Origin of the sequence: Pseudonocardia sp. 73-21 (genome assembly GCF_001899645.1) — a bacterium.
Taxonomy (GTDB): Bacteria; Actinomycetota; Actinomycetes; order Mycobacteriales; family Pseudonocardiaceae; genus Pseudonocardia.
Genome location: NZ_MKVV01000095.1, coordinates 55,151 through 81,808 on the forward strand (window position 1 = coordinate 55,151; position 26,658 = coordinate 81,808).

The window sequence follows — 26,658 nt, forward strand, 5'->3', positions numbered from 1 at the left end:
CAGGTCGCCGATCCCGCCCGCCGTTCCGTGGCCGACATCGCGTCGCACTGGGGGTTCACCCACCTCGGCCGGTTCGCGGCGGCCTACCGCGAGCGCTACGGCTGCGTGCCGTCGGAGACGCTCCGTTCCTGAGTGCGCACATCGGAGCACCCCGGTGCGTCGAGCGGATCGACTGCGACCTGTGTCATACCTACGGTCGGGGCATGACCACGAGCTTCGACTTCAACCCGCTCGTCTCGCCCCACCGCGAGGACCCGCACCCGTTCTACCGGGACGCGCGGTCGCGCCCGCTGCAGATGAGCCCGACGCTCGGCGCCTACATGGTCACCCGGTACGAGGACCTGCGGACGGTCATCGACGACCCCGCGACGTTCTCCTCGGCCGCGGCCGTCCCGAAGATCTACTCGAACGCGCCCGAGGTCGTCGAGGTGCTGCGCCGCAACAACGTCCCGGAGACGAACGCGGTCGTCAACGAGGACGAGCCGGCGCACACGCCGGTCCGCCGCGTGTTCGACGCCGGCTTCACCGGGGCCCGGGTGCGGGCGATGCTGCCGACGATGCACGCGACGGCCGACGCGTTGATCGACGCCTTCCCCGCCGATGGCGCGGACCTCGTCGGCGGGTACGCGATCCCGTTCGTCCAGACGGTGATCAACGCGATCATCGGCTTCCCCGCGGAGGACGCCGAGCAGATCCAGATCTGGACCGACGACCAGAACACGCTGTGGAACGTCCTGGCGCCGGTGGAGGAGCATCTGGCCGCGGCCGAGCGGATGGGGGCCTACACCCGCTACCTGCAGGCCCTGATCGACGACCGGCGCGCGCACCCGCGCGAGGACCTGCTCTCGGACCTGGTCCACGGCGCGAACGGATTCCCCGGTGTCCCCGACGACTACACCCAGTGCATCGTGCGCGGGGCCGCCCGCGTGGCCGGCTTCGACACCACCCGCGACGCGATCACGGCCACGGTGTACGCCGTGCTGGCGAACCCGGCCATCCGGGAGCGGGTGCTCGCCGATCCCGTGAAGATGATCCCGAAGGCCACCGAGGAGATCCTGCGCCGTGACGCCCCGCACCGGGGCCTGTTCCGCGTCACCACCCGGGACACCGAGCTCAGCGGGACGTCCCTGCCCGCGGGCACGCCGCTGCTCCTGCTGTTCGGGTCCGGCAACCGTGACGAGGCGGTGTTCCCGGATCCCGACGCCGTCGACCTGGACCGCCCCAACGTCCGCGACCACCTGGCGTTCGGCCGGGGGATGCACGTCTGCCCGGGTGCGCCGATGGCCCGCGCCGAGATCCGGGTGGCCCTGGAGCACCTGACGCAGCGCCTGCCCGGGATGCGCCTGGCCGACGGTTTCGAGCCCGTCTACATCGCGAGCTACTTCTTCCGCGGGCTGGAGTCGCTGCGCGTCAGCTGGTGACGGCCCGCCGGTAGTGGGCGATGATCACGCCCGTGGTGGTCGGCACGCTGCTGACCAGATCGAACTCGGTCAGCGGGGCGGGGTCGTCGAACAGCCGGGCGCCGCAGCCCAGGGTCAGCGGGTGGATCAGCAGCACGTAGTCGTCGATCAGGCCGGCGGCGTGCAGGCTCCGCACCAGCGACGCGCTGCCGATGATCGAGAGGTCGTGGCCCGGCTCGGTCTTCAGTGCCGCCACCGTGTCGGTGGCCTCGCCCCGCAGCAGGTGTGAGTTCTGCCAGGCGTCGGCGTCCTCCAGCGTCCGCGACACGACGTACTTCGTGGCCGCGTTCATGTGCGTGGTGAACGGGTTGCCGTCGGTGGAGCCGCCCCAGGCGGTGATGAAGTCCTCCCACGTGGTGCGCCCGAAGAGCATGTCGCCGGGCCTGCCCATGCCGGCGGCCATCTCCCGGCTCATCACCTCGTCGTTGTAGCGGGCGCCCCAGCCGCCGTGGGTGAAGCCGCCGCGGGTGTCCTCGTCGGGGCGGCCGAGGCCCTGCACCACCCCGTCGAGGGTCATGAACATCGTGGCCGTGACGGATCGCATCGCCTGCTCCTCGGGTGTGCGGGCCGCCCTGCTGCGACCCGGTCACCCCCTACACGAACGGCCACCGGCGGAATCGACACCCTCGGCGGCCGCACCGACGAAGGAGCCGCTCGTCCGCACCGCTACCGGAACCTCGTCGCCGATCCCCACGTGACCGTGGAGATCGGCGACCGCTCCCGCCACCGCCGTGACGCTCCGGTCGGGACCGGCTGAGCGATCAGGCCTGGTCGTGGCTCGTCGGCCCGGCCACCTGGTACCCGCCGAACTTCTCGCGGAGGGTCTTCTTCGAGAACTTGCCGACGCTGGTCTTCGGCACCTCGTCGATGAACTCCACCGCGTCGGGCAGCCACCACTTCGCCACCCGCGGGGTGAGGAACTCGATGATCTCCTCGGGCGTGAGGGTCTCGCCGGGCTTCACCACCACGCACGCCAGCGGGCGCTCCACCCACTTCTCGCTCGGGATCGCGATCACCGCGGCCTCGGCGACCTTGGGGTGCGCCATGATCTCGTTCTCCAGCTCCACCGAGCCGATCCACTCGCCGCCGGACTTGATCAGGTCCTTCGTGCGGTCGACGAGGCGGACGAATCCGTAGCGGTCCACCGACGCGACGTCGCCGGTGCGCAGCCAGCCGTCCTCGGTGAACTGGGCGCCGCCGCCCTCGCCCCGGTAGTACTCCTTCGCGATCCACGGGCCCGCGGCCTGGATCTCGCCGCTCGCGACGTCGTCCCAGGGCTGGGGCTCGCCGGTCTCGGGATCGACGACGCGCAGCTCGACGAGCGGCACGGCCTGGCCCTGGCGGGCGCGGATGTCGGCGCGCTCGTCCTCGGTGAGGGAGTCGTGCTGGGTGCGGAGGGTGGAGATGGTGGCGATCGGGCTGGTCTCGGTCATGCCCCAGGCGTGCAGCATGGGGACGCCGAGGGCCTTGCGGTAGTTCTCCGACAGCGAGCGCGGCACCGCGGAGCCGCCGCAGAGGATCGTGCGGACCGACGACAGGTCGTGGTCGGCGAGCAGCGGGAGCATGCCCATCCAGATGGTGGGGACGCCGCCGGTGACCGTGACCTTGTGGCTCTCCAGCAGCCCGGCGATGGCCTTCGGCGTCATGTTCGGGCCCGGGAAGACGATGTCGGTGCCGGCGAGCAGGCAGCCGTAGGGCAGGCCCCACGCGTTGGCGTGGAACATCGGGACGACGGGCAGCACCACGTCGCGCTCCGACAGCGCGCTGCCGTCGGCCACCAGCGTGATCAGCGAGTGCAGGACCGCGGACCGGTGGCTGTAGACCACGCCCTTCGGGTTGCCCGTGGTACCGGACGTGTAGCACATGGCGGCCGCGGTGTTCTCGTCCTCGACGACGAACTGGCCCGCGAACGGCTCGGCGGCGGCGAGCAGCTCCTCGTAGTCCAGCCAGCCGTCGGGGACCGCGACGTCGGCGCCGTCGTCGATCACCACGTAGTGCCGCACGGTGTCCAGCTTGTCGGCCAGCGGCGCGAGCAGCGGGATCAGCGAGCGGTCGACGAAGACGACCTCGTCCTCGGCGTGGTTGGCGATGTAGACGAGCTGCTCGGGGAACAGCCGGATGTTCAACGTGTGCAGCACGCGGCCGGTGCACGGCGCCGCGAGGTAGAGCTCCAGGTGACGGCCGGTGTTCCAGCAGAAGGTGCCGACACGACCGTCGGCACTGATCCCGAGCGTGTCGAGGACGGTGGCGAGGCGGCGGACCCGGACCGTCCAGTCCGCGATCGTCGTGGTCGTCTCGCCGGAGGCCTCCGCGGTGACGATCTTCTTGTGTCCGAAGTACTGCTCGGCGCGGTGGAAGACGTGGGGCAGGGCGAGAGGACGGTCCTGCATGAGTCCGAGCATCGGGCGCTCCTGTGCGGGATGTGGCACGTGTCACGGGTACTTGCATCCGAAAACTACCCGGACGAGCCCCCCGTTCACCACGCGCCGACGTCACAAAAGACGGATAGGGTCGACAGCCATGTCCACCGAACAGGCCGCTGCGGTGTGCCTCGACGTGGGCTCGACCTGGACCAAGGCCGTGCTCGTGCACGCCGACGGCGCGCTGGGCGGCTTCGCCGAGCACCCCACCACCATCGACGACGTCCTCGCCGGGATGGACGCGGCCGTTCGTGCGGTCCGGGCCGCGGGCCCGGCGGGGCCCGACGCGGAGCCGGAGCTGCTCGCGTGCTCGTCGGCGGGCGGGGGGCTGCGGCTCGCCGTCGTCGGCTCCGAGCGGTTGATCACCACCGAGGCCGCGCACCGCGTCGCCTGTTCGGCCGGTGCTCACGTGGTGCACGTGCACGCCGGGCCGCTCGAGCCGCCCGACCTCCGGACGCTGCGCAGCGCCCGGCCCGCCGTCGTCCTGCTCGTGGGCGGCGCCGACGGCGACGATCCCACCGACCTCCTGCACAACGCGGGCCGGCTCGCCGCCGCGCGCATCCGCTACCCGATCGTGCTGGCCGCCAACTCGGCCGGCCGCGACGACGCCACCGCGCTGCTGCGCGCCACCGGCCGCACGGTGATGGCCTGCGACAACGTCCTGCCCAGCCGCGGGGTGATCGTGCCCGAGGCGGCCCGGGCCGCCATCAGCCGTCTCTACCGCCGGCACGCCGTGGGCGGGCGGGCGCCCGCCGCGGCACCGCGGTTCCGCCGCCTCGTCCGGGTGGCCACCTCCGACGCGGTGGGCCACGGCGCCACCGAGCTCGCCCGCATCTGCGGCGGCCGCGTCCTGCTCGTCGACGTCGGGTGCGCCACCACCGACGTCCACTCCGCCGTCGGTGAGATCGGCGCGCGCACCGTCGAGGGCGATCTCGGGGTGCGGGCCGCCGCGGGCGGCGTGCTCGTCGAGGCGCAGGCCGAGGGCGTGGTCGACCCGGTGGAGGCCGATCTGCTCGGCCCCACCGTGGCGCGCATGGCCGGGGAGGTCGGCTACGTGCCGCGCGACCCCGGCAGCGCCGCCGAGGACCGGCGCATCGCGGCCCTCGCCGCCGTGATCGCCGTGCGCCGCCACGTGCGGGTGCACGCCGACGCCGCCCACGACGTGGGCATGGTCGTGCTCTCCGGCGGGGTGTTCCGGCGGCGCGACCCGCACGGTGGCCTGGCCGCCGTGGAGTCCACCCTGCGCACCGACCCCGAGCTCGCCGCCCTGCTCGACGGCGTGCGGGTGGTGGTGGACACCGACTTCACGGTGGCCCCGGCCGGACTGCTCGCCGCCCACGGCCGCAGCGCGGCGGCGGAGGCCCTGCTGCGCGACCACCTCCTGGGCTGAGCGCACCGCCCGCACCGCAGTCCTCCCACCGCCCCGGCCTCCGAACGGGTGATCAAGGCGGGAAGGTCGTCGCGGAAGATCCACTGACGACCACGGCGCCGTGATCACGGCAGTAGGCCGGGTCACGGCGTCGGGGTGGTCGTCGCCGGTGCGACCGGGATCGGGGCCTCATCCGGACGCGACGGACCCCCGTCCGCGTCGCGGATGTGAGCCGCGTCATTCGCCGGTGATCACACGGCTCGCTCGTTTGACAGCCCACGGCCGGACTGGGGACCATGGTGGGGCAATCGCGTAACCGGGGTCGAGGGGCGCTGCGACGGGCCGATCAGGTCCGCCACGCTCGACCACTGGCCGTTGCAGAAGGGCGCCCTCACCCACGTGAGGAGGCCGCCACCCGTGAACACCTTCCGCGGTCTCCCGTGCTGGGGCGTCAGCTCACTAACAGGAGGCTCTACCACCCCATGACCGCCACCACCGCGCCCGGCCAGAGCCGGCTGCAGAACATCAACGGCATCGACTTCGCCGTCGCCGACCTCTCGCTGCACGAGTTCGGCCGCAAGGAGATCCGCCTCGCCGAGCACGAGATGCCCGGCCTCATGGAGCTGCGCCGCGAGTACGCGGAGGCCCGGCCGCTGCACGGCGCCCGCATCGTCGGCTCGCTGCACATGACGATCCAGACCGCGGTGCTCATCGAGACCCTGGTCAGCCTGGGTGCCGAGGTCCGCTGGGTCAGCTGCAACATCTTCTCCACGCAGGACCACGCCGCCGCCGCGATCGTCGTCGGCTCCGGCACCCCCGAGGAGCCCAAGGGCGTCCCGGTGTTCGCCTGGAAGGGCGAGACGCTGGAGGAGTACTGGTGGTGCACGGAGCAGCTGTTCCTGTTCCACGACTCCAACGGCGCCCTCGTGGGCCCGAACATGATCCTCGACGACGGCGGTGACGCCACCCTGCTGATCCACAAGGGCGTCGAGTACGAGAAGACCGGCGTCGTGCCGACCGTCGAGGACGACGACCTGACGGTGTCGCACGAGTACCGCGTCATCCTGGACACCCTGCGCCGCTCGCTGGCCGACGACCCCCAGCGCTGGACCACGGTCGCCTCCGACATCCGCGGCGTCACCGAGGAGACCACCACCGGCGTCCACCGGCTCTACCAGCTGGCGGAGCGCGGTGAGCTGCTGTTCCCGGCGATCAACGTCAACGACTCGGTCACCAAGAGCAAGTTCGACAACGTCTACGGCATCCGCCACTCGCTCGTCGACGGCCTCAACCGCGCCACCGACGTCCTCATCGGCGGCAAGGTCGCGCTCGTCTGCGGCTTCGGTGACGTGGGCAAGGGCTCGGCGGCCGCGCTGGCCGGCCAGGGCGCCCGCGTGATCGTGTCCGAGGTGGACCCGATCTGCGCGCTCCAGGCGCTGCTGCAGGGCTTCCAGGTGGCCACGCTGGAGTCGACCATCGACAAGGCCGACATCATCGTCACCACCACGGGCAACAAGGACATCATCACCACCGAGGCGATGTCGAAGATGAAGCACCAGGCGATCGTCGCCAACGTCGGTCACTTCGACAACGAGATCGACGTCGCGGGCCTGGGTCGGATCCCCGGCATCATCAAGATCAACATCAAGCCGCAGGTGGACGAGTGGGTGTTCCCGGACGGGCACTCGATCATCCTGCTGTCCGAGGGTCGCCTGATGAACCTCGGCAACGCGACGGGCCACCCGTCGTTCGTGATGAGCAACAGCTTCGCGAACCAGGTCATCGCGCAGGTGGAGCTGTTCACCAAGCACGAGGAGTACAACAACGACGTCTACCGTCTCCCCAAGCACCTGGACGAGAAGGTCGCCAAGATCCACGTTCTGGCGCTGGGCGGCGAGCTGACCAAGCTCACCAAGGACCAGGCCGAGTACATCGGCGTGGACGTCGAGGGCCCGTTCAAGCCGGAGCACTACCGCTACTGAGCACCCCGCCCGAGCTCCTGCCCCCGTCCCGGTCGTCCGGGGCGGGGGCAGGGTCGTCCCGGGAGGGCTCATGGATCGTCGATGCGGCGAGCGTGCTGCCCCGGTACCTCAGCCCCTCGGTGAGGTCCTCGCGGATCTGCCGCCGGAGAACCCCGTCTGCCGGGACGCCCGCGGGCCCGACGACCACGACACGGCGCATGGCGGCCCCCAAGTCGGCAGCTGCTTACCCGAGCGGACCCTGTAGATCACCCCGTCGCGGTTTACGCTGGCCGGGTGCTCCATCCCCCTGGTGACGGCGACGGCTGGACCCGGTGCGACCAGGGCCACAAGCACTGGGGCATCTACGGAGCGGCGGGCCTGCTGCTCTGGCACGGCGACCGCGTCCTGCTGCAGCACCGTGCGCTCTGGAGCCACCACGGCGGCACCTGGGGCATCCTCGGCGGCGCCCGCAACCACGGCGAGACGGCCGAGCAGGCCGCCGGTCGCGAGGCCGGCGAGGAGGCGGGACTGGACCCCGCGAGCTACACCGTCACCGACCGCTTCGTCGACGACCACGGCGGCTGGAGCTACACCACCGTGATCGCCTGCACCGACACGGCGCCGGAGCTGGAGGGGCTCACCGCCGAGACCATCGCCGTGCGGTGGGTCGGCGCTGACGCCCTGCACGAGCTGCCGCTGCACCCGGGGTTCGCGGCGAGCTGGGAGCAGGTCAGCGCGGCCGCGCGGAGGGGCCGGGGCTGATCGGGCATCATCTCCCCGGTGGGCCGACTGATCGTCATCGAAGGACTCGACGGCGCGGGCAAGCGCACGCTCACGGACGCGCTGAGCAGCCAGTTCGGGGCGCGCGTCGCGCGCTTCGCCTTCCCCCGCTACGACGACGACGTGCACGCCGAGCTCGCCCGCGACGCGCTCTACGGCCGGCTCGGCGATCTGGCCGACTCCGTGCACGGCATGGCCGTGCTCTTCGCTCTCGACCGCCGGGCCGCGGCGCCCGTGCTGCGCGAGGCGCTGGCCGCGCACGACGTGGTGCTCGTCGACCGCTACGTCGCCTCCAACGCCGCCTACAACGCCGCGCGGCTGCACCAGGACGTCGACGGGGCGGTGGTCGGCTGGGTGCGCGAGCTGGAGATCGAACGGTTCGGGATCCCGGTGCCCGACCACCAGCTGTACCTGTCGGTGCCGCGGGCCGTCGCCGCGGAGCGGGCCGCGCACCGCGAGCGGACGGAGACGGGCCGGGAGCGCGACGCCTACGAGTCCGACGGCGGCCTGCAGGAGCGCACGGGCGCGGTGTACGCCCAGCTCGCGGAGCGGGCCTGGCTGAGCCCGTGGACGGTGCTCGACGGCTCCGCCCCGCTCGACGCGAAGGCGCTGGCGACTCAGCTCCTCGGGTAGACGATCACCTCGGCGTCGTGGCCGCGTGCGCGGCCGAGGCGGGCGTCGCAGGTGAGGAGGGGGACGTCGGGCTGCTCGGCGAGCGCGATGCAGGAGGCGTCGAACGCGGTGATCGAGTCGCGGAGCTCCCACACCCGGGACAGCAGCGGCCGGTGGGCCGTTCGCGAGATCGGGGTCTGTCCGATGTCATGGACGGCCTGGGCTCGCTCGGCCACCGGTAACAGGCCTCGCCAGGCACGCCGCCTCCACGGGTGAGCGAGAGATCTTCGGCTGCTGCCCGCTGCCTCAGCACCTCGTACGTCGCGTGGCCGAGGTCTCTGATCGGGACGGTCTCGGCCATGTCCGAAGGGCACCGAGGGTGCATGCAATCCTGGCGCAGGTCGCGGAAACACGGGTCGCAGGCGGGTGCTGACCAGCCAATGGGATGCTCTGCGGATGAAGTCGCGCGTTCTGGTGGTCGACGACGACCCGGCCCTGGCCGAGATGCTCACCATCGTGCTGCGGGGCGAGGGCTTCGACACCGCCGTCGTCGGCGACGGCACGCGGGCCCTGCCCGCCGTCCGGGAGCTGCGGCCCGACGTCGTGCTGCTCGACCTGATGCTCCCCGGCATGAACGGCATCGACGTCTGCCGGGCCATCCGCTCGGAGTCGGGCGTGCCCATCGTCATGCTCACGGCCAAGACCGACACGGTGGACATCGTGCTGGGCCTGGAGTCCGGCGCCGACGACTACGTCGTCAAGCCGTTCAAGCCCAAGGAGCTCGTCGCCCGCATCCGGGCGCGGGTGCGGCGCACGGAGACCGAGCCGGCCGAGCAGCTGTCCATCGGCGACGTCACCATCGACGTGCCCGCCCACCAGGTCGTGCGCGCCGGCGAGCAGATCGCGCTCACACCGCTGGAGTTCGACCTGCTCGTGGCCCTGGCCCGCAAGCCGCGCCAGGTGTTCACTCGGGAGGTGCTGCTCGAGCAGGTGTGGGGCTACCGCCACGCGGCCGACACGCGCCTCGTCAACGTGCACGTCCAGCGCCTGCGGTCGAAGGTGGAGCGCGACCCGGAGCACCCCGAGGTCGTGCTGACCGTCCGCGGCGTCGGGTACAAGGCCGGTCCACCCTGAGATGAGCCGCATCGGTGACCGCGCACGGCGGACCCTGGCCCAGGCCCGCGTCGTCGGCGAGGACCTCGCCGAGGCGTTCAACGCGGTCTGGCGCCGGTCGTTGCAGCTGCGGGTGGTGTTCTCGACGCTGGCGCTGTCCACCGCGGTCGTGCTCGTACTCGGGTTCGTGATCCAGACCCAGATCGCGGGCAACATCCTCGCGGCCAAGCTCGACGACGCCCAGCGCCAGATCGACTCGGGCACCGCGCTGCTCGAACGCGAGCTCGCCAGCGTCGACCCGAGCCGCGAGAAGGCGAAGGGCGAGCTCAACAACGCGCTCGACCAGCTCACCAACGCCGGCGCCGACGACGCGTCGGGCTCGCCCACCGCGGGCAAGTTCCGTGCCGTGCTCACGAGCACCTCCGACGGCACCAGCGACTTCGTCGGCCCCCTGGAGTACGTGCCGGCCGACCTGCGGCAGTCCGTGGCCGAGGGGGCGCGGGCCCTGCGCTACAGCACGATCGAGGAGCAGGGCGTCGAGATCCCGACGATGATGATCGGCCAGCCGGTCCGCACGGCCAACGGTGACCTGGCGTTCTACCTGCTGTTCCCGCTCGACTCCGAGCAGCGCACGCTCGGCCTGGTCCAGAGCACGCTGATCGTCGGCGGGCTCATCCTGCTGCTGCTCCTCGCGGGCATCGCGAGCCTCATCACCCGGCAGGTGGTGCGCCCGATCCGGCAGGCCGCGGAGATCGCCGAGCGCTTCGCCGACGGCCACCTCGACGAACGGATGCCCGAGCAGGGCGAGGACGAGGTCGCGCGGCTGGGCGAGTCGTACAACGAGATGGCCGGCAGCATCCAGAGCCAGATCCGGCAGCTGGAGGAGTTCGGGGCGCTGCAGCGGCGCTTCACCTCCGACGTCAGCCACGAGCTGCGCACCCCGCTCACCACGGTGCGGATGGCCGCCGACGTCCTCTACGCGTCGCGCGACGAGCTGCTGCCCGCGCTGCGCCGCAGCTCCGAGCTGCTGGTCACCGAGCTCGACCGGTTCGAGGCGCTGCTGGCCGACCTGCTGGAGATCAGCCGCCTCGACGCCGGCGTCGCGGAGCTGGGCGCCGAGCGCGTCGACATGCAGGGCGTCGTCTCGCGGGCGGTCGAGGCCGTGCGCGGGCTGGCCGACGAGTCCGCCACCCCGCTCGAGCTGGAGCTGCCCGCGGGCGTCTACGCCGACGTCGACCCCCGGCGGGTCGAGCGGATCGTCCGCAACCTCGTGGCCAACGCGCTCGACCACGGCGAGGGACGCCCGGTGCGGATCACCCTCGCCGCCGACGACGACACGGTCGCCGTGCTGGTCCGCGACCAGGGCGTCGGCCTGCGCCCCGGTGAGGCCGGGCTGGTGTTCAACCGGTTCTGGCGGGCCGAGGAGTCGCGCGCCCGGCGCAGCGGGGGCACCGGGCTCGGGCTGTCGATCGCCATCGAGGACGCCCGGCTGCACGGCGGCTGGCTGCAGGCCTGGGGCGAGATCGGCCGGGGCGCGGCGTTCCGGCTCACGCTGCCCCGCACCGCGGGCGACACCGTGACCTCCAGCCCCATCCCGCTCGGCCCTGACGACCGGCCCGGCGCCGACGTGCGCGCCCCGGAGGCCGTCGGCTCCGTGCCGACGCCGCCGAGCTGGCCCGTCGTCGCCGAGATCCCGTCGTGGTCCGAGGGCGACGACGTCGACGACCTCGACGACCTCGACGACCTCGACGACCAGCCGGTCCTGCCCGACGACGTCGGCGTGCCCTCCGGGGACATCCGGTGAGGGCCCGTCGTGTCTCCGTCGTCCTGGCCCTGCTGCTGGTCCTCGCGGGGGTCGCGGGCTGTGCGAGCGTGCCGTCCAGCTCGCCGGTGCAGATCCTCCGGCAGGTCAGCGCGGGCGACGACGCGGCGCCCCCGCAGGGGCCCACCGAGGGCCTCAACCCGCTCGACCTCGTGCGCGAGTTCGTCAGCGCGTCGGGCAGCAGCACCGACAAGCACGGCGCCGCCCGCCGGTTCCTGGCCCCGGAGGCCGCGGGGTGGAACGACGCCGCCGGCATCACCGTCCTCGACGGCCAGCTCGACACCGTCCCCGCTCCGCGTTCCGGCCCCGGCCAGGGCACCCAGGACGCTGCGGCCGACACCACGACCATCCGGATCCGCGGCACGATGATCGGCCGCGTGAACTCGGCGGGATCGTTCGAGCCGGCCCAGGCCACGTTCACCCTCGACGTCGACGTCGTGCGCCGCGACGGCCAGTGGCGCATCTCGCGGCTGCCCGACGGCGTCGTCGTCCCGCTGGTGACCTTCCGGGACAGCTACCGGGCCGTGCGCACCTGGTTCGTCGACCCGGTGCGCCGCCTGGTCGTGCCCGACCTGCGCTACGTGCCGACCGTGCCGGCCCGGGCACAGGCGGCGCGCGTGATCGAGCTGCTGCAGGCCGGCCCGTCGTCGGCGCTGGTCGGGGCGGTCGGCAGCCAGATCGACAAGTCGGTCCCGCTGCGGTCCAACGTGGCCGTCAGCGCCGACGGCGCGCTCGTCGTCGACCTGACGCGCCTGCCCGACCTCAACGAGGCCGATCGGCGCCTGCTCGCCGCCCAGATCGTGCTGTCGTTGGCCGAGGTCAACGTCGCCCGCGTCCGCCTGCTGGTGGACGGCGAGCCGCTCCTGCCCGGCAAGACCGACTGGACCCGCGACGACGTCGCCGACCTGTCCGCCGACGTCCAGCCGGGCGCCGACGTGCCCGCGCTCGTCGTGGCCGGGGGCCGGGTCGAGGAGCTCATCGGGCTGGCGCCCGCCGCCCCGCTGCCCGGGCCGGTCGGCAACGGCACCTACAACGCGGAGTCGGCCGCCTCCACCGTCGACGGGCAGCGGCTCGCGGTCGTCACGCGCACCGGGGACGGGCGCACGCTGCTGGTCGGCGGTGGCCCCGACCGCGGCGTCACCCCGGTCGCGCTGACGGCGAAGACGATGACCCGCCCCTCCTGGACCCCCACGGGCAGCGAGGTGTGGACCGTGCTGAACTCGTCGGTCGTCGCCCGCGTCACGGTCTCCGACCAGGGCCAGACCCGCACCGGGCAGGTCAACGCCGACGAGCTCACCTCGCTGGGCCCGATCAGCGACCTGCGGCTGTCCCGCGACGGCGTTCGGGTGGCGGCCGTGGTCGGGGGCGGGCTCTATACCGCGGCGGTGGCCCGCGGCATCGACGGCGAGGTCGCCGTCCGCAACGTGCGGCGGCTGCGCCCGGCCGACCTCGGCCAGGTGGTGGCGGCCGACTGGCGCTCCACCGAGTCGATCGTGGCCATCACCGGCGGCACCGATCCGCAGGTCAGCGAGGTCTCCGTGGACGGGCTCACGGTCACGACCGTGCCGGGCAGCAACCTGACCCCGCCGCTGACGGCCGTGGCCGCGGCGCCCAGCCGCCCGACGCTGGTCACCGACCAGGGTGGTGTGTGGAGCTTCGGCGGGGGCGACCAGGGCGCGTGGCGCCAGGTCCTGGGTGGCGCCCCCAACGCGGTCCCCAACTACCCCGGCTGACCCCTCCGGCGAGTCGGCGATTCCCCGTCCGCGAGTCGGCGCATTCCCGTGCGCGAGTCGGCACTTTGCGGTGCGCGAGTCGCCCGTTTCGGGTGTGCGAGTCGCCCGCATCGGGTGGGTGAGCCGCGGTTTCGGATGCTTGGGCCGCACACCGCCCGTGGCCGGACCGGGCCGGGGGATAGCCCGCTGCCCGAGGCCTGGCTGCGTGGAGAGATGCCGACTCGCGCACGGAAAAGCGCCGACTCGCGCACGGAGAACTGCCGACTCGCGCGCCTGGAACTGCCGACTCGCGCACGGGGAACCGCCGACTCGCGCGCCTGGAACTGCCGACTCGCGCACGGGGAACCGCCGACTCGCGCACGGGAATGCGCCGACTCGCGGGTGGGGTGGGGACAGACCCGGGGGCTGTGGACAACTCCTGACGGGTGTCGGTGCGCTGCGGCAGGGTCGGGGCATGCGGGTGCGGGAGATGGGTGCGGCGCTGGTGGACCTCGTGCTGCCCGCCGACTGCGCGGGGTGCGGGGCGCCGGAGGCCCCCTGGTGCGGCCGGTGCGCGGGGTGGCTCGGTCCGCCGTCGGTGCCGTGGCTCCCGGGCGGGCCCGAGGTGGTGGCGGCCGGGCGCTACACCGGCCCGCTCCGGTCGGCGCTGCTGCGCTACAAGGAACGCGGTCGCCGGGACCTTGCCGGGCCGCTGGCCGAGGTCCTGAGCCCCGCGCTCGACGAGCTGACGGGCGGGGGGGTCACGTGGCTCGTGCCGGCCCCCTCCCGGTCGTCGGCCGCGCGTGCCCGCGGGGGCGACCACGTGGCCCGGCTCTGCCGCACGCTGGCCGCGGGCCGCGGCGACGTCCGGGTCGCCGCGGCGCTACGGCTCACCCGTCGGGCCCGCGACTCGGTGGGCCTCGACGCGGGGCAGCGTGCGGCCAACCTCGCGGGCCGGCTCCGCGTGCGGCCCTCGGCGCTCCCGCCGCCGGGGGCGTACGTCGTGCTCGTCGACGACGTGGTCACCACCGGCGCCACGCTCCGTGCGTGCCGGGCTGCGCTGAACGGGGCAGGGGTGGCCGCGGACGTCGCCCTGGTGCTCTGCGACGCCACGGGCGGTCACATCCGATCATGAAATCAGCGTGGAATCGTAGTGGCCCGCGGACGTCCGGGGAATGTCGTTCGACGCATCCACCCAGGTAGAGCCACTCGGCGCAGAGGTCTGTTGTACAACCGTGATGCAGGTTACGGTCGTCCGCATCCGCCGAGGCCCCTATGTGGAGGAACCACCGATCGAGTGCCCGGGTTCGGATGTCCCGGGTGCAGTCTGCAACGCCAACCCGACGCCGAAAGCGAGGGAAGTCTGCGTGGAGATCGTTGTCACCGGCCGTAACGTCGAGGTTCCGGAGCATTTCCGGGAACACATCGCCGACAAGGTCGCCCGTCTGGAACGCTACGACCACAAGATCGTCGGTATGGAGGTGGAGCTCTTCCACGAGCCCAACCGGCGCCAGAGCAAGAGCTGTCAGCGGGTGGAGATCACCGGCCGCGGCTGTCAGGGAGTGGCCCGGGCCGAGGCCTGCGCCCAGGACTTCTACGCGGCGCTCGACTGCGCCGTGGCCAAGCTCGAGTCCCGCCTGCGACGCTCGCACGACCGTCGGCGGATCACCGGCAGGCGCACCCGCGTCACGGTCGGACGGGGCGGCGGCACCGCGGTGCTCGAGGACCTGGAGACGCTCGTCGACATCCCCGGCCCCCGGGTGCACGACGAGAACATCCCACCTGGCGACCAGATCCCGGGCAAGATCGTCCGGCACAAGACCCACACGGCCGACCCGATGAGCGTGGACGACGCCCTGTCGCGCATGGAGCTCGTCGGCCACGACTTCTACCTCTTCTCCGACGCCGACACCGGAGAACCCAGCGTCGTCTACCGGCGCAAGGGCTACGACTACGGCGTGATCCAGCTCGTGCGCTAGTAGTTCCTCCTCCGACCCGGACGGGCGGTGGCCGTTCCGACCGGAACGGTTGCCGCCCTTTCGGCGTTGTGGGGGAGGGCCCGGGGTACTTCGCTACCCTGGGCCGGTGGAGCACCGTCCTGTGGAGCTCCGCATCCTGACCGCGATCGTGAATGAGGTCGACCAGTGCCGCTCCTGAACCGTCTGCTCCGTGCCGGTGAGACGAAGCTGGTGAAGCGGCTGGGACGTATCGCCGAGCACATCGACACGCTCGAGCCCGACGTCCAGGCCCTCACCGATGCCGAGCTGCGCGACAAGACCGACGAGTTCCGCAAGCGCTACGCCGACGGCGAGAGCCTCGACGAGCTGCTGCCCGAGGCGTTCGCGGTGGTCCGCGAGGCCGCGGTGCGCACCATCGGCCAGCGCCACTTCAAGGTGCAGCTCATGGGCGGCGCCGCCCTGCACCTGGGCAACATCGCGGAGATGAAGACCGGTGAGGGCAAGACGCTCACCTCGGTGCTGCCGGCGTACCTCAACGCCATCTCCGGCGACGGCGTGCACCTCGTCACCACCAACGACTACCTGGCCAAGCGCGACTCCGAGAACATGGGCCGCATCCACCGGTTCCTCGGCCTGTCGGTCGGCGTGATCCTCTCCGACATGACGCCGCTGATCCGCCGCGGCCAGTACCTCGCCGACATCACCTACGGCACGAACAACGAGTTCGGCTTCGACTACCTGCGCGACAACATGGCCTGGAACAAGGCCGACATGGTGCAGCGCGGCCACAACTTCGCCGTGGTCGACGAGGCCGACTCCATCCTCATCGACGAGGCCCGCACGCCGCTGATCATCTCCGGCCCGGCCGAGCAGAGCGCCCGCTGGTACCAGGAGTTCGCGCGCATGGCGCCGATGCTCAAGAAGGACATCCACTACGAGGTGGACGAGCGCAAGCGCACCGTCGGCGTCACCGAGGAGGGCGTCTCCCTCGTGGAGGACCAGCTCGGCATCGACAACCTCTACGAGGCCGCCAACACCCCCCTCGTCGGCTACCTGAACAACGCCCTCAAGGCGAAGGAGCTGTTCAAGAACGACAAGGACTACATCGTCCGCGACGGGCAGGTCTACATCGTCGACGAGTTCACCGGCCGGGTGCTGGCCGGTCGTCGCTACAACGAGGGCATGCACCAGGCCATCGAGGCCAAGGAGGGGGTGGAGGTCCAGGCGGAGAACCAGACCTTGGCCACCATCACCCTGCAGAACTACTTCCGGCTCTACGACAAGCTCTCGGGGATGACCGGTACCGCCCAGACCGAGGCGGCCGAGCTGCACCAGATCTACAAGCTGGGCGTCGTCCCGATCCCCACCAACCGGCCGATGATCCGGGCCGACCAGCCCGATCTGATCTACAAGACGGAGGAGGCGAAGTTCGCCGCCGTCGCGGCCGACATCGCCGAGAAGCACGCGAAGGGCCAGCCGGTGCTGGTCGGCACCACGAGCGTGGAGAAGTCGGAGTACCTGGCGAAGCTGCTGGTGCAGCTGCAGGTGCCCCACGAGGTGCTCAACGCGAAGCAGCACGAGCGCGAGGCCGCGATCGTCGCGCAGGCCGGGCACGCCGGCGCCGTCACGGTCGCCACCAACATGGCCGGCCGCGGCACCGACATCGTGCTGGGCGGCAACTACGAGTTCCTCGCCGACCTGGAGCTGCGCCGCCGCGGCCTCGACCCCGTGGACACCCGTGAGGAGTACGAGGCGGCCTGGGACGACACCGTCGCCTCGATGAAGAACCAGGTGGCCGCCGAGGCCGAGGAGGTCAAGGCGGCCGGCGGGCTCTACGTGCTGGGCACCGAGCGCCACGAGTCGCGGCGCATCGACAACCAGCTGCGCGGCCGCTCCGGCCGCCAGGGCGACCAGGGCGAGTCCCGGTTCTACCTCTCGCTGGGCGACGAGCTCATGCGCCGGTTCAACGGCCAGATGGTCGAGTCGATCATGAACCGGTTCAACCTGCCCGACGACGTGCCGATCGAGGCGGGCATGGTCACCAAGGCCATCCGCAGCGCGCAGACGCAGGTGGAGCAGCAGAACTTCGAGATCCGCAAGAACGTGCTCAAGTACGACGAGGTGCTCAACAAGCAGCGCACCGTCATCTACGACGAGCGGCGCCGCGTGCTCGCGGGCGAGAACATCCAGGAGCAGATCGAGCACATGCTCGAGGACGTCGTGAAGGCCTACGTCAACGGTGAGACGGCCGAGGGCTACGCCGAGGACTGGGATCTCGATAAGCTGTGGACGGCGCTGCGCACGATCTACCCCGTCGGCATCCGCTGGCAGGACCTCGCGGGTGACGCCGACGGCAGCGATTCCGGAGACATCGGCGACCTCTCGCGCGACGCGCTGGGCGCGGCCGTGCTCGAGGACGCCAGGGCGGCCTACGCGCGCCGCGAGGCCCAGATCGACGAGATCATCGGCGCCCAGGGCGGCATGCGGGAGCTGGAGCGTCAGGTGCTGCTGCAGGTCATGGACCGCAAGTGGCGCGAGCACCTCTACGAGATGGACTACCTCAAGGAGGGCATCGGCCTGCGCGCCATGGCTCAGCGCGACCCTCTGATCGAGTACCAGCGCGAGGGCTTCGACATGTTCTCGGCGATGCTCGAGGGCATCAAGGAGGAGACGGTCGGCCACCTGTTCAACGTGGTGGTGCAGGCCGCGGAGCAGCCCGCCCCCGAGCAGGCGGCCGCCGAGCAGGCGGCCGCGGAGGCGGTGGAGTCGGCGCCGACCGCGATCGAGCCCGCCGCCGCGGTGGAGGCACCCCCCGCCGCCGGTCGGCACGCCGTCGAGGCCGCGGACCCGGAGACCACGAGCGTGCTGCCCGCGGCCTACCGGGGCGCCAACCGGGCCGACCTGAGCTACAGCGGGCCCACCGAGGACGGGAATGCGGTACGGCGCAAGCCGGCCGGCAACGGCGCGCGCGGCGGCAACGGCGCAGGTGGGGACGTCGCGGGCCAGCCCTCGCGCAACCGGCCGTGCCCGTGCGGCTCCGGCCGCAAGTACAAGCAGTGCCACGGCTCGCCCACCGCCGCCCGCCCCTGACGCACCCTCCGGGGGCGTGTCCTAGCCGAGCCGGACGGCCGTGCACCGCCACGGCCCTCCGGCGCCGGGCTGCTCGAAGCGGGCGGCCAGGGCCCGCACCCGTCCGTCGATCTCGCACACCGCGCTGACCTCCGCCGCGCCCGTCCGGGGCAGGCAGAGCAGCACCCGCAGCAGCCGGGCCGGGGCGCGGAACCGCCGTTGGCCGGCGGCCACCTGCCAGTAGCGCATCGCGCAGGGAGCGAAGTGCCGGCGCAGGTGTGCCGGTGGGCGCCGTCCGTCGAGCACCTCCATGGCCAGCCGCAAGGGCCCGTGCAGGGCGCGGCGGATCGCCTCGGGATCGACGTCGACCCGGCCGTCGTCGACGGGGCCGGTCTCCGTGCGGGCGCGCACCGGATCGGACGTCGCCCCGGACTCCGGCTCGTACCGCATCCTGCGCAGCCGTGGCCGCGCGCGTTCGACCGTGGTCGGGGCCGGGAGGGACCGGCGTTCGAGGAGGGCGCTCGTCATGGGGGAAGCCTGCGCGCGGCCGGCGGTCCGCACGGCCCGACCGATTCGTACGGCACCGAACCGTATGGTGACGTACGGTATGCGGATGCCGGCCGACCACGTGCTGCTGGTCCGCGCGGGCCAGGCCGCCGGTCGGGCCCACCAGCAGGCGGCCGCCGAGCACGGCCTGACGTCCACGGCGATGGGGGTGCTCGACGAGCTCTCGCGCGGGAACGGGGGCACGTCGCACCGCGAGCTGGCGGCCCGGCTCGGGATCACCCCGGCCACGCTCACGCCGGTGGTCGACGCGCTGGCCGGCTCGGGCGACCTGACCCGGGAGCGCGACCCGTCCGACCGCCGGGTGGTGCGGCTCTCGATCACCGCGCGCGGCCGGGAGCGGATCGCGGTGGCGGCGGAGGCCGTGGAGCTGGCCGTGCGGGCGCGGACGCCCCTCATGCCGCCGATGGTCCGTGAGTACCTGCTCGCCGTGCTGGAGGAGGGATGACCGTGCTGCGGGCCCTGGTGATGGACTACGGCGGCGTGATCACCGACGGGCCACAGGCCCTGGACCTGGTGCGCCGCGCCCGGGCGCAGGGAGTGCCCACCGCGCTCGTGTCGGACGCCCACGCCGTGCCGGACGACTGCGCCACGGCGTTCGACGTGGTGGTGCTCGCCGGGGCACTCGGGGCGCGCAAGCCCGATCCCGAGGTGTTCCGACGGGTGGCCGGGCTGCTGGGCGTCGACGTGCGGGAGTGCGTGGTGGTGGACGACCTGGCCCGCAACGTCCGCGGGCCCGTGCGGCGGGGGCCGTCGGCGTCCTGCACCGGGACGACCTCGACACGACCGTCGCCGAGGTGGAGATCCTGCTGGACCTGCCGGCGACATGACGGGGAACAGGACGGAGGGGCCACGGGCTGTTCGCCCGTGGCCCCTCCGGTCGGTCGGTGTGGATCAGGGCTGCGTGGGCGGCTGACCCTCGGCGGGCGGTGCGGCGGGCGGCGGGGCCTGCGTGGTGTCGCCGGCTCCGGTGCGCTGCTGCGCCTGGTCCACGATTGCGTCGATCTGCCCGTCGTGACCCGCGAACTTCTGCTTGGCCATGTCGCCGGCCTTGTCGAGGGCCTGGTCCACCTTGTCGTCGTTCTGGTTCAGGAGGTCTTTGGCCTTGTCGAGGAAACTCATGCCTGCACCTTGGCCCGCCCCTAGCCCTGATGCCAAATGGGAGCTCACCCGTTCGAGCGAATGCGGACGTGCGAACTGCGTAGTTCGTCCACACTGTTCACCCCGATGAGCTGCAGTGTTCGACGGATTTCACCGGTGAGGATCTCGACGGCCTTGGCCACCCCGGCCTGCCCGCCGGCCATCAGGCCGTAGAGGTACGCGCGGCCCACGAGGGCCGCGCGGGCGCCGAGGGCGACGGCGGCGAGAACGTCGGCGCCGTTGGTGATGCCGGTGTCGACGAACACCTCGGCGCGATCGCCCAGCGCCTGCACGGTGGGTTCCACCAGCTCCAACGGCACCGGGGCGCGGTCGAGCTGGCGGCCGCCGTGGTTGGACAGCAGCACCGCGTCGGCACCCGCCGCCACCACGCGCTCGGCGTCGTCGACGCTCTGGATGCCCTTGATCACGAGCTTGCCGCCCCACGTGCCGCGCAGCCAGTCGACGTCGGCCATGGTCAGGGCGGGGTCGAACACCCGGTTGATCATGTCGCTGACCGTGCCGCCGGTGGAGGTCAGGCTGGCGAACTCCAGGGGCTCCGTGGTGAGCAGGTCGAACCACCAGTTCGGGTGCAGCGCGCCGTCGGCGAACGTCTTCAGCGAGAGCGCGGGCGGGATCGTCAGCCCGTTGCGGGTGTCGCGGTGCCGGGCCCCGCCCACCGGCGTGTCGACGGTCAGCATGATCGTGTCGTAGCCGGCGTCGGCCGCCCTCTGGACGAGGTCCTTGGCGTAGGCGCGGTCGCGCCAGAGATAGAGCTGGAACCACTTGCGCACGTCCGGCGCGGCCGCGGCGACGGCCTCGATCGTCGTGGTGCCCATCGTCGAGAGCGTGTACGGGATGCCGACGTCCTGCGCGACGGCGGCCACGGCCCGTTCGCCCTCGGTGTGCATCATCCGCGTGAAGCCGGTGGGGCCGAACGCGAACGGCAGGGCGGAGCGCTGCCCGAGGATGTCGCGGCCCAGGTCCACCGACGAGACGTCGTGCAGCACCGACGGCGTGAACTCCACCCGCGCGAACGCCGCCCGCGCCCGGTTCAGCGACAGCTCCCCGTCGGCGGCCCCGTCGGTGTAGTCGAAGACGGCCCGTGGGGTGCGCCGCCGGGCGATGGCCCGCAGGTCCCCGATGGTGGCGGCCCGCCGCAACCGCCGCTCGGTGGCGTCGCGGAGGAAGGGAGCGGGCCGCAGCAGCGGCCGCAACTCGGACGGACGAGGCAACCGACGCTGGACCATGCCCCCACCCTAGAACGGCGCACTCACGTGGGGTGGGCGGGCGTCAGGGGCGACGGCGGGCCAGTTCGAACGCCGCCACCGCTGCGGCGCTCGCCACGCCCAGGCTCTCCACGCCGCCGTGCATGGGGATGGCCAGCACGCCGTCGAGGTGGGGGCGGATCGAGTCGGAGAGGCCCTCGGACTCGTTGCCGAGCACCAGCGCGACGCGCCTCGGGAGCTCCGCGGAGAGCAGGGAGTCGCCGCCCGCGTCGAGCCCGAAGATCGTGAAACCGGCGGTGTGCAGGGCCTCGCAGCCCTCCTCGACGGTGGCCGAACGCAGCACCGGTGCCCGGAACGCCACGCCGGCCGACGCCTTGATCATCAACGGGTCGATGGACGGCAGGCCGCGGCGGGGGAGCAGAACGCCGTCGAGGCCCGCGGCGGTGGCGCTGCGCAGGATCATCCCGACGTTCGACGGGTTGGTGAGCCGGTCGAGCACCAGCACCGCGACCTGGTCGTTCGCGCCCAGCGTGTCGAGGAACTCCGCGATCGGCGCCATCCGGGGCGCGACGACGTCGGCGAGCACGCCCTGGTCGTGACGCCCGTTTCCGGCCAGCACCTTGACGCGGTGGGCGGTGGCGCGCTGCACCGGGACTCCCCGGGTCCGGGCCGAGTCGAGGATCTCGCGGGCCGACCCGCCGCGGACGTCCTCGGCGAGGATGACCTTGTCCACCTGCAGCGAGGTGTCGTCGAGCGCCTCCAGCACGGGCTTGCGCCCGTAGACCGTGATGAAGGTGTCTTTCGGCGATCGGGGGGTGGACACGGGGTAAGCCTAGGATCGTCCTATGCCGCCTCGGCTCTCCGCCCTCGACGCCTCGTTCCTCTACCTGGAGCAGCCGACCACGCCGATGCACGTCGGCGCCGTGTCGATCTTCCGACGGCCGAAGGCCGGTTTCGACTACGACCGGCTCGTCGAGCTCATCGAGCAGCGCATCGCGCTCGTGCCCCGTTACCGCCAGAAGGTCCGCCACGTGCCGGGCAACCTGGCGCGGCCGGTGTGGGTCGACGATCCCGAGTTCGACGTCGCCTACCACGTGCGACGCTCCGCGCTGCCCAAACCGGGCTCCGACGCCCAGCTCACCGAGCTCGTGGCCCGGTTGATGTCGCGGCCGCTCGACCACACCCGTCCGCTGTGGGAGATGTACCTCGTCGAGGGCCTCGCGCGGGGCCGCACGGCGGTGCTCACCAAGACCCACCAGGCGATGGTCGACGGCATCTCCGCGATCGACATCGGCCAGGTGATCCTCGACGTCTCCGCCGATCCGCGCGTGGTGGCCGAGGAGCTGTGGATGCCGCGCCCCGAGCCGACCGACGCCCAGCTCATGCTCGGCGCGGTCGCCGAGGCGGTGGCCCGGCCGGGGGAGATCATCGACAACACCCGCGTCGCCATCGGGGACACCGTCGCCACGGTGGGCAAGCTCGTCGGAGGGGTGGGTCAGCTGTTCTCGATGGCCCGCACGGCCAGCCGCCGGGCCCCCGGCTCGCCGCTCAACGTCGACATCTCCACGCAGCGCCGGTTCGCGATCGCCCGCACCGAGCTCGAGGACTACCGCAAGATCCGGGCCGCGCACGGCTGCTCGGTCAACGACGTGGTGCTCAGCGTCGTCGCCGGGGCGCTGCGCAACTGGCTGCTCTCGCGCGGTGAGGCCGTCACGGCGTCGTCGTCGGTGCGGGCGATGGTGCCGCTGTCGGTGCGCGGCGAGGCCGACGTGCCCAGCTCCGCCACGGCCGGCTCGCTCGGCAACCGCGTGTCGTCGTTCCTGGTCGACCTCCCGGTCGGGGAGCCGAGCCCGGTGGTGCGGCTGCACCACGTCACGCACGCGATGCGCGAGCACACCTCGACGGGGCAGTCGGTGGGCGCGGACACCCTGGTCCGCATCGGCGGCTTCGCGCCTCCTACCCTGCACGCGCTGGGCGCCCGCGCCGCGAGCGGCATCTCCAAGCGGATCTTCAACCTGGTGGTGACGAACGTGCCGGGCCCGCAGTTCCCGCTCTACGCCGCCGGGGCCAGGATGCTCGAGATGTTCCCGGTGGTGCCGCTGGCGAAGGGCCAGGCGCTCGCCATCGGCCTCACCTCGTACAACGGTGGGGTGTACTACGGCTTCAACGGCGACCGCGACGCGATGGCCGACGTCGACGTGCTGGCCGGGCTGGTCGGCGAGTCGCTCGAGGAACTGCTGGAGACGGTGAGCTGATCGATGCGGGTGTATGTGCCGGCCACGTGGCCGATGTTGCGGACGCTGGTCAAGAACGGGGTGGTGTCCCCGATCGGCGGCACCGCGTTCTCGCTGACGCCGAAGCTGCGCGAGTCCTACACCTCCGGTGACGAGGAGGAGCTCGAGTACGCGGCGCTGTCGGAGGCCGCGCGGGCGTCACTGCGGCTGCTGTCGGTGGAGTTCGGCCTCGGCGAGGACGGCACCCCGGCGCGGCGGTGCGTGATCGCGGCCGACCTCGACGACGTCACGCTGCGCCCCGATCTCGACGACGGCGCCGTGCGCATCTCCGGCCCGGTGCCGCTGGAGAAGGTGGCGGCCGTGCACGTCGACACGGAGGAGGCCGAGTACGCGGTGCGCCAGGCCTCGGACGCGATCGACTCGGCCGACATGGGCGACCTGGACGCGGAGTTCCTCGTCGGCGAGGCGGAGGACCACGAGCTGGCCTGGTACGACCCCTCGGAGATCGCGTTCCTGGTGGAGCTGCGCTGAACCGCCCGTGCGTGGATAACGGTGTTCCCGCACCGGTATCCGCTCACGACCTCGGGCGCCATGCCGAGTAGGAGCTGACCGGCCCGGCGTGGGGGCGGTAGAGCCACGGCCACGGGTGCAGCACGGAAGGTGAGACCACGTCGGACAGCCGTCGGAACCCGGGCACCGGCGCGAACGTGACGGCGGCCGACCTGCCCTCCAGCTCCGCGGCCACCTCGCCGCGCCGGACCTCGACGGTCCGGCGCGTCGCCAGATCGGCGAGCGTCTCGGCCAGGAACACCAGCCGCTTGCCCGACAGCCGCAGCCGCGCGAGCAGCGGCTCGTCGAACACGAAGACGGCGGGCAGGTCCGGGTGCGCGGCCAGCGCCGGGTCGGCGTCACCGAGCGACTCGGCGGTCAGCCAGACCGCCTCGGGCTCGGCGAGCCGCAGCGGGGTGCGGGGCCCACCGGGCGACTCGGGATCAGGATCGTGGCGCAGCAGCGGCTCGGGATCGTCGAGGGCCGTGGTTCCTGAGGACGGCCAGTCCTCGATCGGGCACGCGTCGGCCAGCGCGCAGCCCCGGCACAGCTGCGGCGCCCGCTTCTCCACCTGCCACCGGGAGAAGCCGTAGGGCTTGCCGGTGCCCGCGCCGATCGTCCACTGCCAGCCGAGCCGGTTGGCCGCGCGGGAGCCGTCGAGCAGGTGGGTGAAGAACCGGTCCTCGCCCGCGGTCCACTCGGCGCCGGCGCGCACCGTCCACTGCGAGGACATCCACATCCGCGTCTGGTTGACCAGCCAGCCGTCGGTCTCCAGTTCCTCGACGCACGCGGCGACGCAGTTCATCGACGCGGGCCACGGCTCGTCCCAGGAGCGCGCGGGCCGGGCCGGAGCCTGCCGCAGCGCCGACGCCGTGCGGCGGCCCAGCCGCGCGTAGAGGTGCCGCGCGTACTCCTGCCAGGCCAGCTCGTCGCGGAATTTCGTGCGGTCGCGGGTGGGCGCATCGGCGGCCGCGGCCCAGGCGGTGGGCAGGTCGATCAGGCCGTGGCGGATGTACGGGGACAGCCGCGTGGCGCCGCGCCGCGACGGCGGCAGCACCTCGTTGCGACGCGCGGCGTAGCCGGTGAGGTCGAGGCCGGCGAGCGCGGCGTCGGCGGTGGTCTGCCCACCCCGGAACGACGGCGAGGGCGTCGGGTCGTCGCAGCAGAGGTCGCGCAGGTGGGTCCGGACCCAGCCGGCCGCGTCGTCGGGGGTGGGGGTGGGGAGCAGCACCGGTCAAGTCTGTGGGCTGGCGGGTCGATGCGCGCGATGATCGGCCCGTGGACATCGGGGACGTGACGCGCGCCGGGCTCACCTCGGTGGCGCGGCTGGGACGGCGGCTGGGGTTGCCCGTCGACGACCTGCGCGTGCTCTCGTCGCGCGGGAACCTCCTGGTGCACCTCGCCCCGGCCCCGGTGCTGGCCCGGGCGGTGACGCTGACCGCGGCGACCCGTGCCGATCCCGCCGCGTGGGTCGCCCGGGAGATCGGGGTGTCGGCCTGGGCGGCGTCCCGGGGAGGGCCGGTGGCGCAGCCGACCACGCTCGTGGATCCCGGCCCGCACGACGCGGACGGGCTGGTCGTCGGGCTGATGGAGTTCCGCGCGGGCACACCCGGCCGCGCGGAGGGACGCGAGCTGGGGGAGGCCCTCGCGGCCCTGCACGCGGCCACCGCGGACTACCCGGGGGAGCTGCCCTGGCTGGCCCCCGCGCACGAGCAGGTGGGCGATGCCCTCCGGACGGCCGCCGCCTGGCTGCCGGCCGCCACCACCGGGGCGCTGCGCGCCCACCACCAGCGGGTGCTCGCCGACCTGGACGGCGCCGGCTCCGCTCCCGTCGTCCTGCACGGGGACGCGCACGCGGGCAACCTGCTCCGCAGCGGTAACGGCTGGTTCTGGGTGGATCTGGAGGAGACGTCCCTCGGACCGCCCGAATGGGATCTCGCGGTCCTCGACGATCCCGTCGCGATCGAGGCCTACCGCGCCCGCACCGGCCTGGTGGTGGCCGATCTCGCCCCGTTCCGCGCGGCGCGGGAGCTGGAAGGGGCGGTCTGGCTGCAGGTGATGGCGCGGCAGTTCCCCGCGCGGTACCGGCAGGCGGCCGACGAGCGGCTGGCCGCGCTGCTGGGCCGAGCTCAGCGGGCGCGGCGCCGGCCCCGCCGGTCCCGCCGGTCCTGACGACGGTCGTCGCGGGCGCGGTCGTCGCCGCCGTCGTCGCCGCCGTCGTCACCGCCATCGTGGCGGCTGCCGTAGAACAGCGCTCCCGCGGCGGGGATCAGGAGGAACCACCACCACCCGCCCACGGTGAAGAACAGCGCGAGCGCCACGAAGGGCATCACGGCCATGATCCGCGGCGCCGCGACGTCCAGGAAGGCGTTGCCCCGGTTCGCCACCGCCCCCGGCTCGCCCACCACGGGCATCGCCCGGGTCGGCGGGGGTACGGCCGGCAGCGGCGCGGTGGCGCCGATCGCCGGGTGCGGGGCGGGCAGATCGGTGAACAGCTCCGTCAGCTCCGACGCGACCGTGGCGTTCGCGGCCTTCGCCGACCGCTCGCCGTACTCCTCCACCCCGAGCCGGCCCGCCTCCAGATGGGCGTCGAGCGCCTTCATCGCGGAGTTGCGCTCGCTGGTACCGACGCGCATCGAGCCGCTGCCTGTCCCCTCGCTCATGGAACG

25 protein-coding genes, 1 pseudogene and 1 riboswitch are annotated in these 26,658 nt (G+C 72.8%); of the genes and pseudogenes, 17 read left to right on the top strand and 9 right to left on the bottom strand.

Going from position 1 to position 26,658, the window contains the following annotated elements; translation table 11 throughout:
- Together BGP03_RS36125 and BGP03_RS30330 are read left to right on the top strand one after the other, a co-directional pair.
- The coding region (locus tag BGP03_RS36125) for a helix-turn-helix domain-containing protein (protein ID WP_363094775.1) at positions 1-132 on the top strand (132 nt) is incomplete at its 5' end.
- A 71-nt stretch (positions 133-203) separates the two neighbouring features.
- On the top strand, positions 204-1,421 hold the full coding sequence (locus tag BGP03_RS30330) for a cytochrome P450 (protein ID WP_298796800.1): 1,218 nt from the start codon (positions 204-206) through the stop codon (positions 1,419-1,421).
- On the opposite strand, the gene BGP03_RS30335 is transcribed toward BGP03_RS30330, so the two are convergent.
- The gene (locus tag BGP03_RS30335; protein ID WP_298796802.1) at positions 1,411-2,004 is read right to left on the bottom strand and encodes a dihydrofolate reductase family protein; all 594 of its coding nucleotides are present in this window, start codon (positions 2,002-2,004) and stop codon (positions 1,411-1,413) included. The two genes, BGP03_RS30330 and BGP03_RS30335, sit on opposite strands and share 11 nt — an antisense overlap.
- Positions 2,005-2,221: 217 nt before the next feature.
- On the bottom strand, positions 2,222-3,862 hold the full coding sequence (locus BGP03_RS30340) for a long-chain fatty acid--CoA ligase (RefSeq protein ID WP_298796804.1): 1,641 nt from the start codon (positions 3,860-3,862) through the stop codon (positions 2,222-2,224).
- A 118-nt stretch (positions 3,863-3,980) separates the two neighbouring features.
- Here BGP03_RS30340 and BGP03_RS30345 point away from each other — a divergent pair, with 118 nt between their 5' ends.
- The 4 genes from BGP03_RS30345 to BGP03_RS30360 all read left to right on the top strand — a co-directional run bounded on the left by BGP03_RS30345 (position 3,981) and on the right by BGP03_RS30360 (position 8,623).
- Positions 3,981-5,270: a glutamate mutase L gene (locus BGP03_RS30345; RefSeq protein ID WP_296367504.1), complete on the top strand. Its 1,290-nt coding sequence runs from the start codon at positions 3,981-3,983 to the stop codon at positions 5,268-5,270.
- 297 nt (positions 5,271-5,567) lie between these two features.
- Positions 5,568-5,647, top strand: a riboswitch (S-adenosyl-L-homocysteine riboswitch).
- 84 nt (positions 5,648-5,731) lie between these two features.
- Positions 5,732-7,231, top strand: a complete 1,500-nt coding sequence (ahcY, locus tag BGP03_RS30350; RefSeq protein WP_296367505.1) for an adenosylhomocysteinase — start codon at positions 5,732-5,734, stop codon at positions 7,229-7,231.
- Positions 7,232-7,504: 273 nt separating this feature from the next.
- On the top strand, positions 7,505-7,972 hold the full coding sequence (locus BGP03_RS30355; RefSeq protein WP_296367507.1) for an NUDIX domain-containing protein: 468 nt from the start codon (positions 7,505-7,507) through the stop codon (positions 7,970-7,972).
- A gap of 18 nt (positions 7,973-7,990) precedes the next feature.
- Positions 7,991-8,623, top strand: a complete 633-nt coding sequence (locus BGP03_RS30360) for a dTMP kinase (protein WP_296367509.1) — start codon at positions 7,991-7,993, stop codon at positions 8,621-8,623.
- On the opposite strand, the gene BGP03_RS30365 is transcribed toward BGP03_RS30360, so the two are convergent.
- Complete coding sequence (locus tag BGP03_RS30365; RefSeq protein ID WP_296367511.1) at positions 8,608-8,838, bottom strand: type II toxin-antitoxin system VapC family toxin; 231 nt, start codon at positions 8,836-8,838, stop codon at positions 8,608-8,610. The two genes, BGP03_RS30360 and BGP03_RS30365, sit on opposite strands and share 16 nt — an antisense overlap.
- Positions 8,839-9,058: 220 nt before the next feature.
- Between BGP03_RS30365 and mtrA the strand changes: the two genes are divergently transcribed.
- From mtrA to secA, 6 genes are all read left to right on the top strand, one after another.
- Positions 9,059-9,736, top strand: coding sequence for an MtrAB system response regulator MtrA (gene mtrA, locus BGP03_RS30370; protein ID WP_296367513.1), 678 nt, complete (start codon positions 9,059-9,061; stop codon positions 9,734-9,736).
- Position 9,737: 1 nt separating this feature from the next.
- Positions 9,738-11,519: an MtrAB system histidine kinase MtrB gene (gene mtrB, locus BGP03_RS30375; RefSeq protein ID WP_298796808.1), complete on the top strand. Its 1,782-nt coding sequence runs from the start codon at positions 9,738-9,740 to the stop codon at positions 11,517-11,519.
- Positions 11,516-13,270, top strand: a complete 1,755-nt coding sequence (locus BGP03_RS30380; protein WP_296367517.1) for an LpqB family beta-propeller domain-containing protein — start codon at positions 11,516-11,518, stop codon at positions 13,268-13,270. The genes mtrB and BGP03_RS30380 overlap by 4 nt, the downstream gene beginning before the upstream one ends.
- A 454-nt stretch (positions 13,271-13,724) precedes the next feature.
- On the top strand, positions 13,725-14,384 hold the full coding sequence (locus tag BGP03_RS30385) for a ComF family protein (RefSeq protein ID WP_298796810.1): 660 nt from the start codon (positions 13,725-13,727) through the stop codon (positions 14,382-14,384).
- 232 nt (positions 14,385-14,616) lie between these two features.
- Positions 14,617-15,228 (top strand): ribosome-associated translation inhibitor RaiA, encoded by a 612-nt coding sequence (gene raiA / locus BGP03_RS30390; protein ID WP_296367521.1) that lies wholly within the window; start codon positions 14,617-14,619, stop codon positions 15,226-15,228.
- Positions 15,229-15,393: 165 nt separating this feature from the next.
- Complete coding sequence (secA, locus tag BGP03_RS30395) at positions 15,394-18,297, top strand: preprotein translocase subunit SecA (protein ID WP_363094763.1); 2,904 nt, start codon at positions 15,394-15,396, stop codon at positions 18,295-18,297.
- A 21-nt stretch (positions 18,298-18,318) separates the two neighbouring features.
- Here the strand turns inward: secA and BGP03_RS30405 are convergent, their stop codons facing one another.
- Entirely contained in the window at positions 18,319-18,804 is a 486-nt protein-coding gene (locus BGP03_RS30405; RefSeq protein WP_298796812.1) for an Rv3235 family protein, read from the bottom strand.
- 85 nt (positions 18,805-18,889) lie between these two features.
- Here BGP03_RS30405 and BGP03_RS30410 point away from each other — a divergent pair, with 85 nt between their 5' ends.
- Positions 18,890-19,288 (top strand): MarR family transcriptional regulator, encoded by a 399-nt coding sequence (locus BGP03_RS30410; RefSeq protein ID WP_298796815.1) that lies wholly within the window; start codon positions 18,890-18,892, stop codon positions 19,286-19,288.
- Between the two features lie 20 nt (positions 19,289-19,308).
- Positions 19,309-19,515 (top strand): annotated as a pseudogene (locus BGP03_RS30415) (haloacid dehalogenase); the annotation flags it as partial.
- A 219-nt stretch (positions 19,516-19,734) separates the two neighbouring features.
- On the opposite strand, the gene BGP03_RS30420 reads toward BGP03_RS30415, so the two are convergent.
- From BGP03_RS30420 to BGP03_RS30430, 3 genes are read right to left on the bottom strand one after another with little or no spacing between them, the layout of a single operon-like run.
- Positions 19,735-19,962: an antitoxin gene (locus BGP03_RS30420; RefSeq protein ID WP_296367530.1), complete on the bottom strand. Its 228-nt coding sequence runs from the start codon at positions 19,960-19,962 to the stop codon at positions 19,735-19,737.
- Between the two features lie 44 nt (positions 19,963-20,006).
- The gene (locus BGP03_RS30425) at positions 20,007-21,227 is read right to left on the bottom strand and encodes an alpha-hydroxy acid oxidase (RefSeq protein ID WP_296367532.1); all 1,221 of its coding nucleotides are present in this window, start codon (positions 21,225-21,227) and stop codon (positions 20,007-20,009) included.
- Positions 21,228-21,270: 43 nt separating this feature from the next.
- Positions 21,271-22,029, bottom strand: a complete 759-nt coding sequence (locus BGP03_RS30430) for an RNA methyltransferase (RefSeq protein WP_298796818.1) — start codon at positions 22,027-22,029, stop codon at positions 21,271-21,273.
- Between the two features lie 22 nt (positions 22,030-22,051).
- Between BGP03_RS30430 and BGP03_RS30435 the strand changes: the two genes are divergently transcribed.
- Both BGP03_RS30435 and BGP03_RS30440 read left to right on the top strand, forming a co-directional pair.
- On the top strand, positions 22,052-23,461 hold the full coding sequence (locus tag BGP03_RS30435; RefSeq protein ID WP_296367535.1) for a wax ester/triacylglycerol synthase family O-acyltransferase: 1,410 nt from the start codon (positions 22,052-22,054) through the stop codon (positions 23,459-23,461).
- A gap of 3 nt (positions 23,462-23,464) precedes the next feature.
- Positions 23,465-23,971 carry a hypothetical protein gene (locus BGP03_RS30440; RefSeq protein ID WP_296367538.1) on the top strand — a complete coding sequence of 169 codons (507 nt, stop codon included), beginning with the start codon at positions 23,465-23,467 and terminating at the stop codon, positions 23,969-23,971.
- 43 nt (positions 23,972-24,014) lie between these two features.
- Here the strand turns inward: BGP03_RS30440 and BGP03_RS30445 are convergent, their stop codons facing one another.
- On the bottom strand, positions 24,015-25,220 hold the full coding sequence (locus BGP03_RS30445; protein ID WP_298796820.1) for an FAD-binding domain-containing protein: 1,206 nt from the start codon (positions 25,218-25,220) through the stop codon (positions 24,015-24,017).
- Between the two features lie 47 nt (positions 25,221-25,267).
- Between BGP03_RS30445 and BGP03_RS30450 the strand changes: the two genes are divergently transcribed.
- The gene (locus tag BGP03_RS30450; RefSeq protein WP_299738395.1) at positions 25,268-26,161 is read left to right on the top strand and encodes a phosphotransferase; all 894 of its coding nucleotides are present in this window, start codon (positions 25,268-25,270) and stop codon (positions 26,159-26,161) included.
- Here BGP03_RS30450 and BGP03_RS30455 read toward each other — a convergent pair.
- A complete protein-coding gene (locus tag BGP03_RS30455; protein ID WP_299738397.1) occupies positions 26,119-26,652 on the bottom strand; it encodes a DUF1707 domain-containing protein in 534 nt (177 codons plus the stop codon). The two genes, BGP03_RS30450 and BGP03_RS30455, sit on opposite strands and share 43 nt — an antisense overlap.
- Positions 26,653-26,658: the final 6 nt, after the last annotated feature.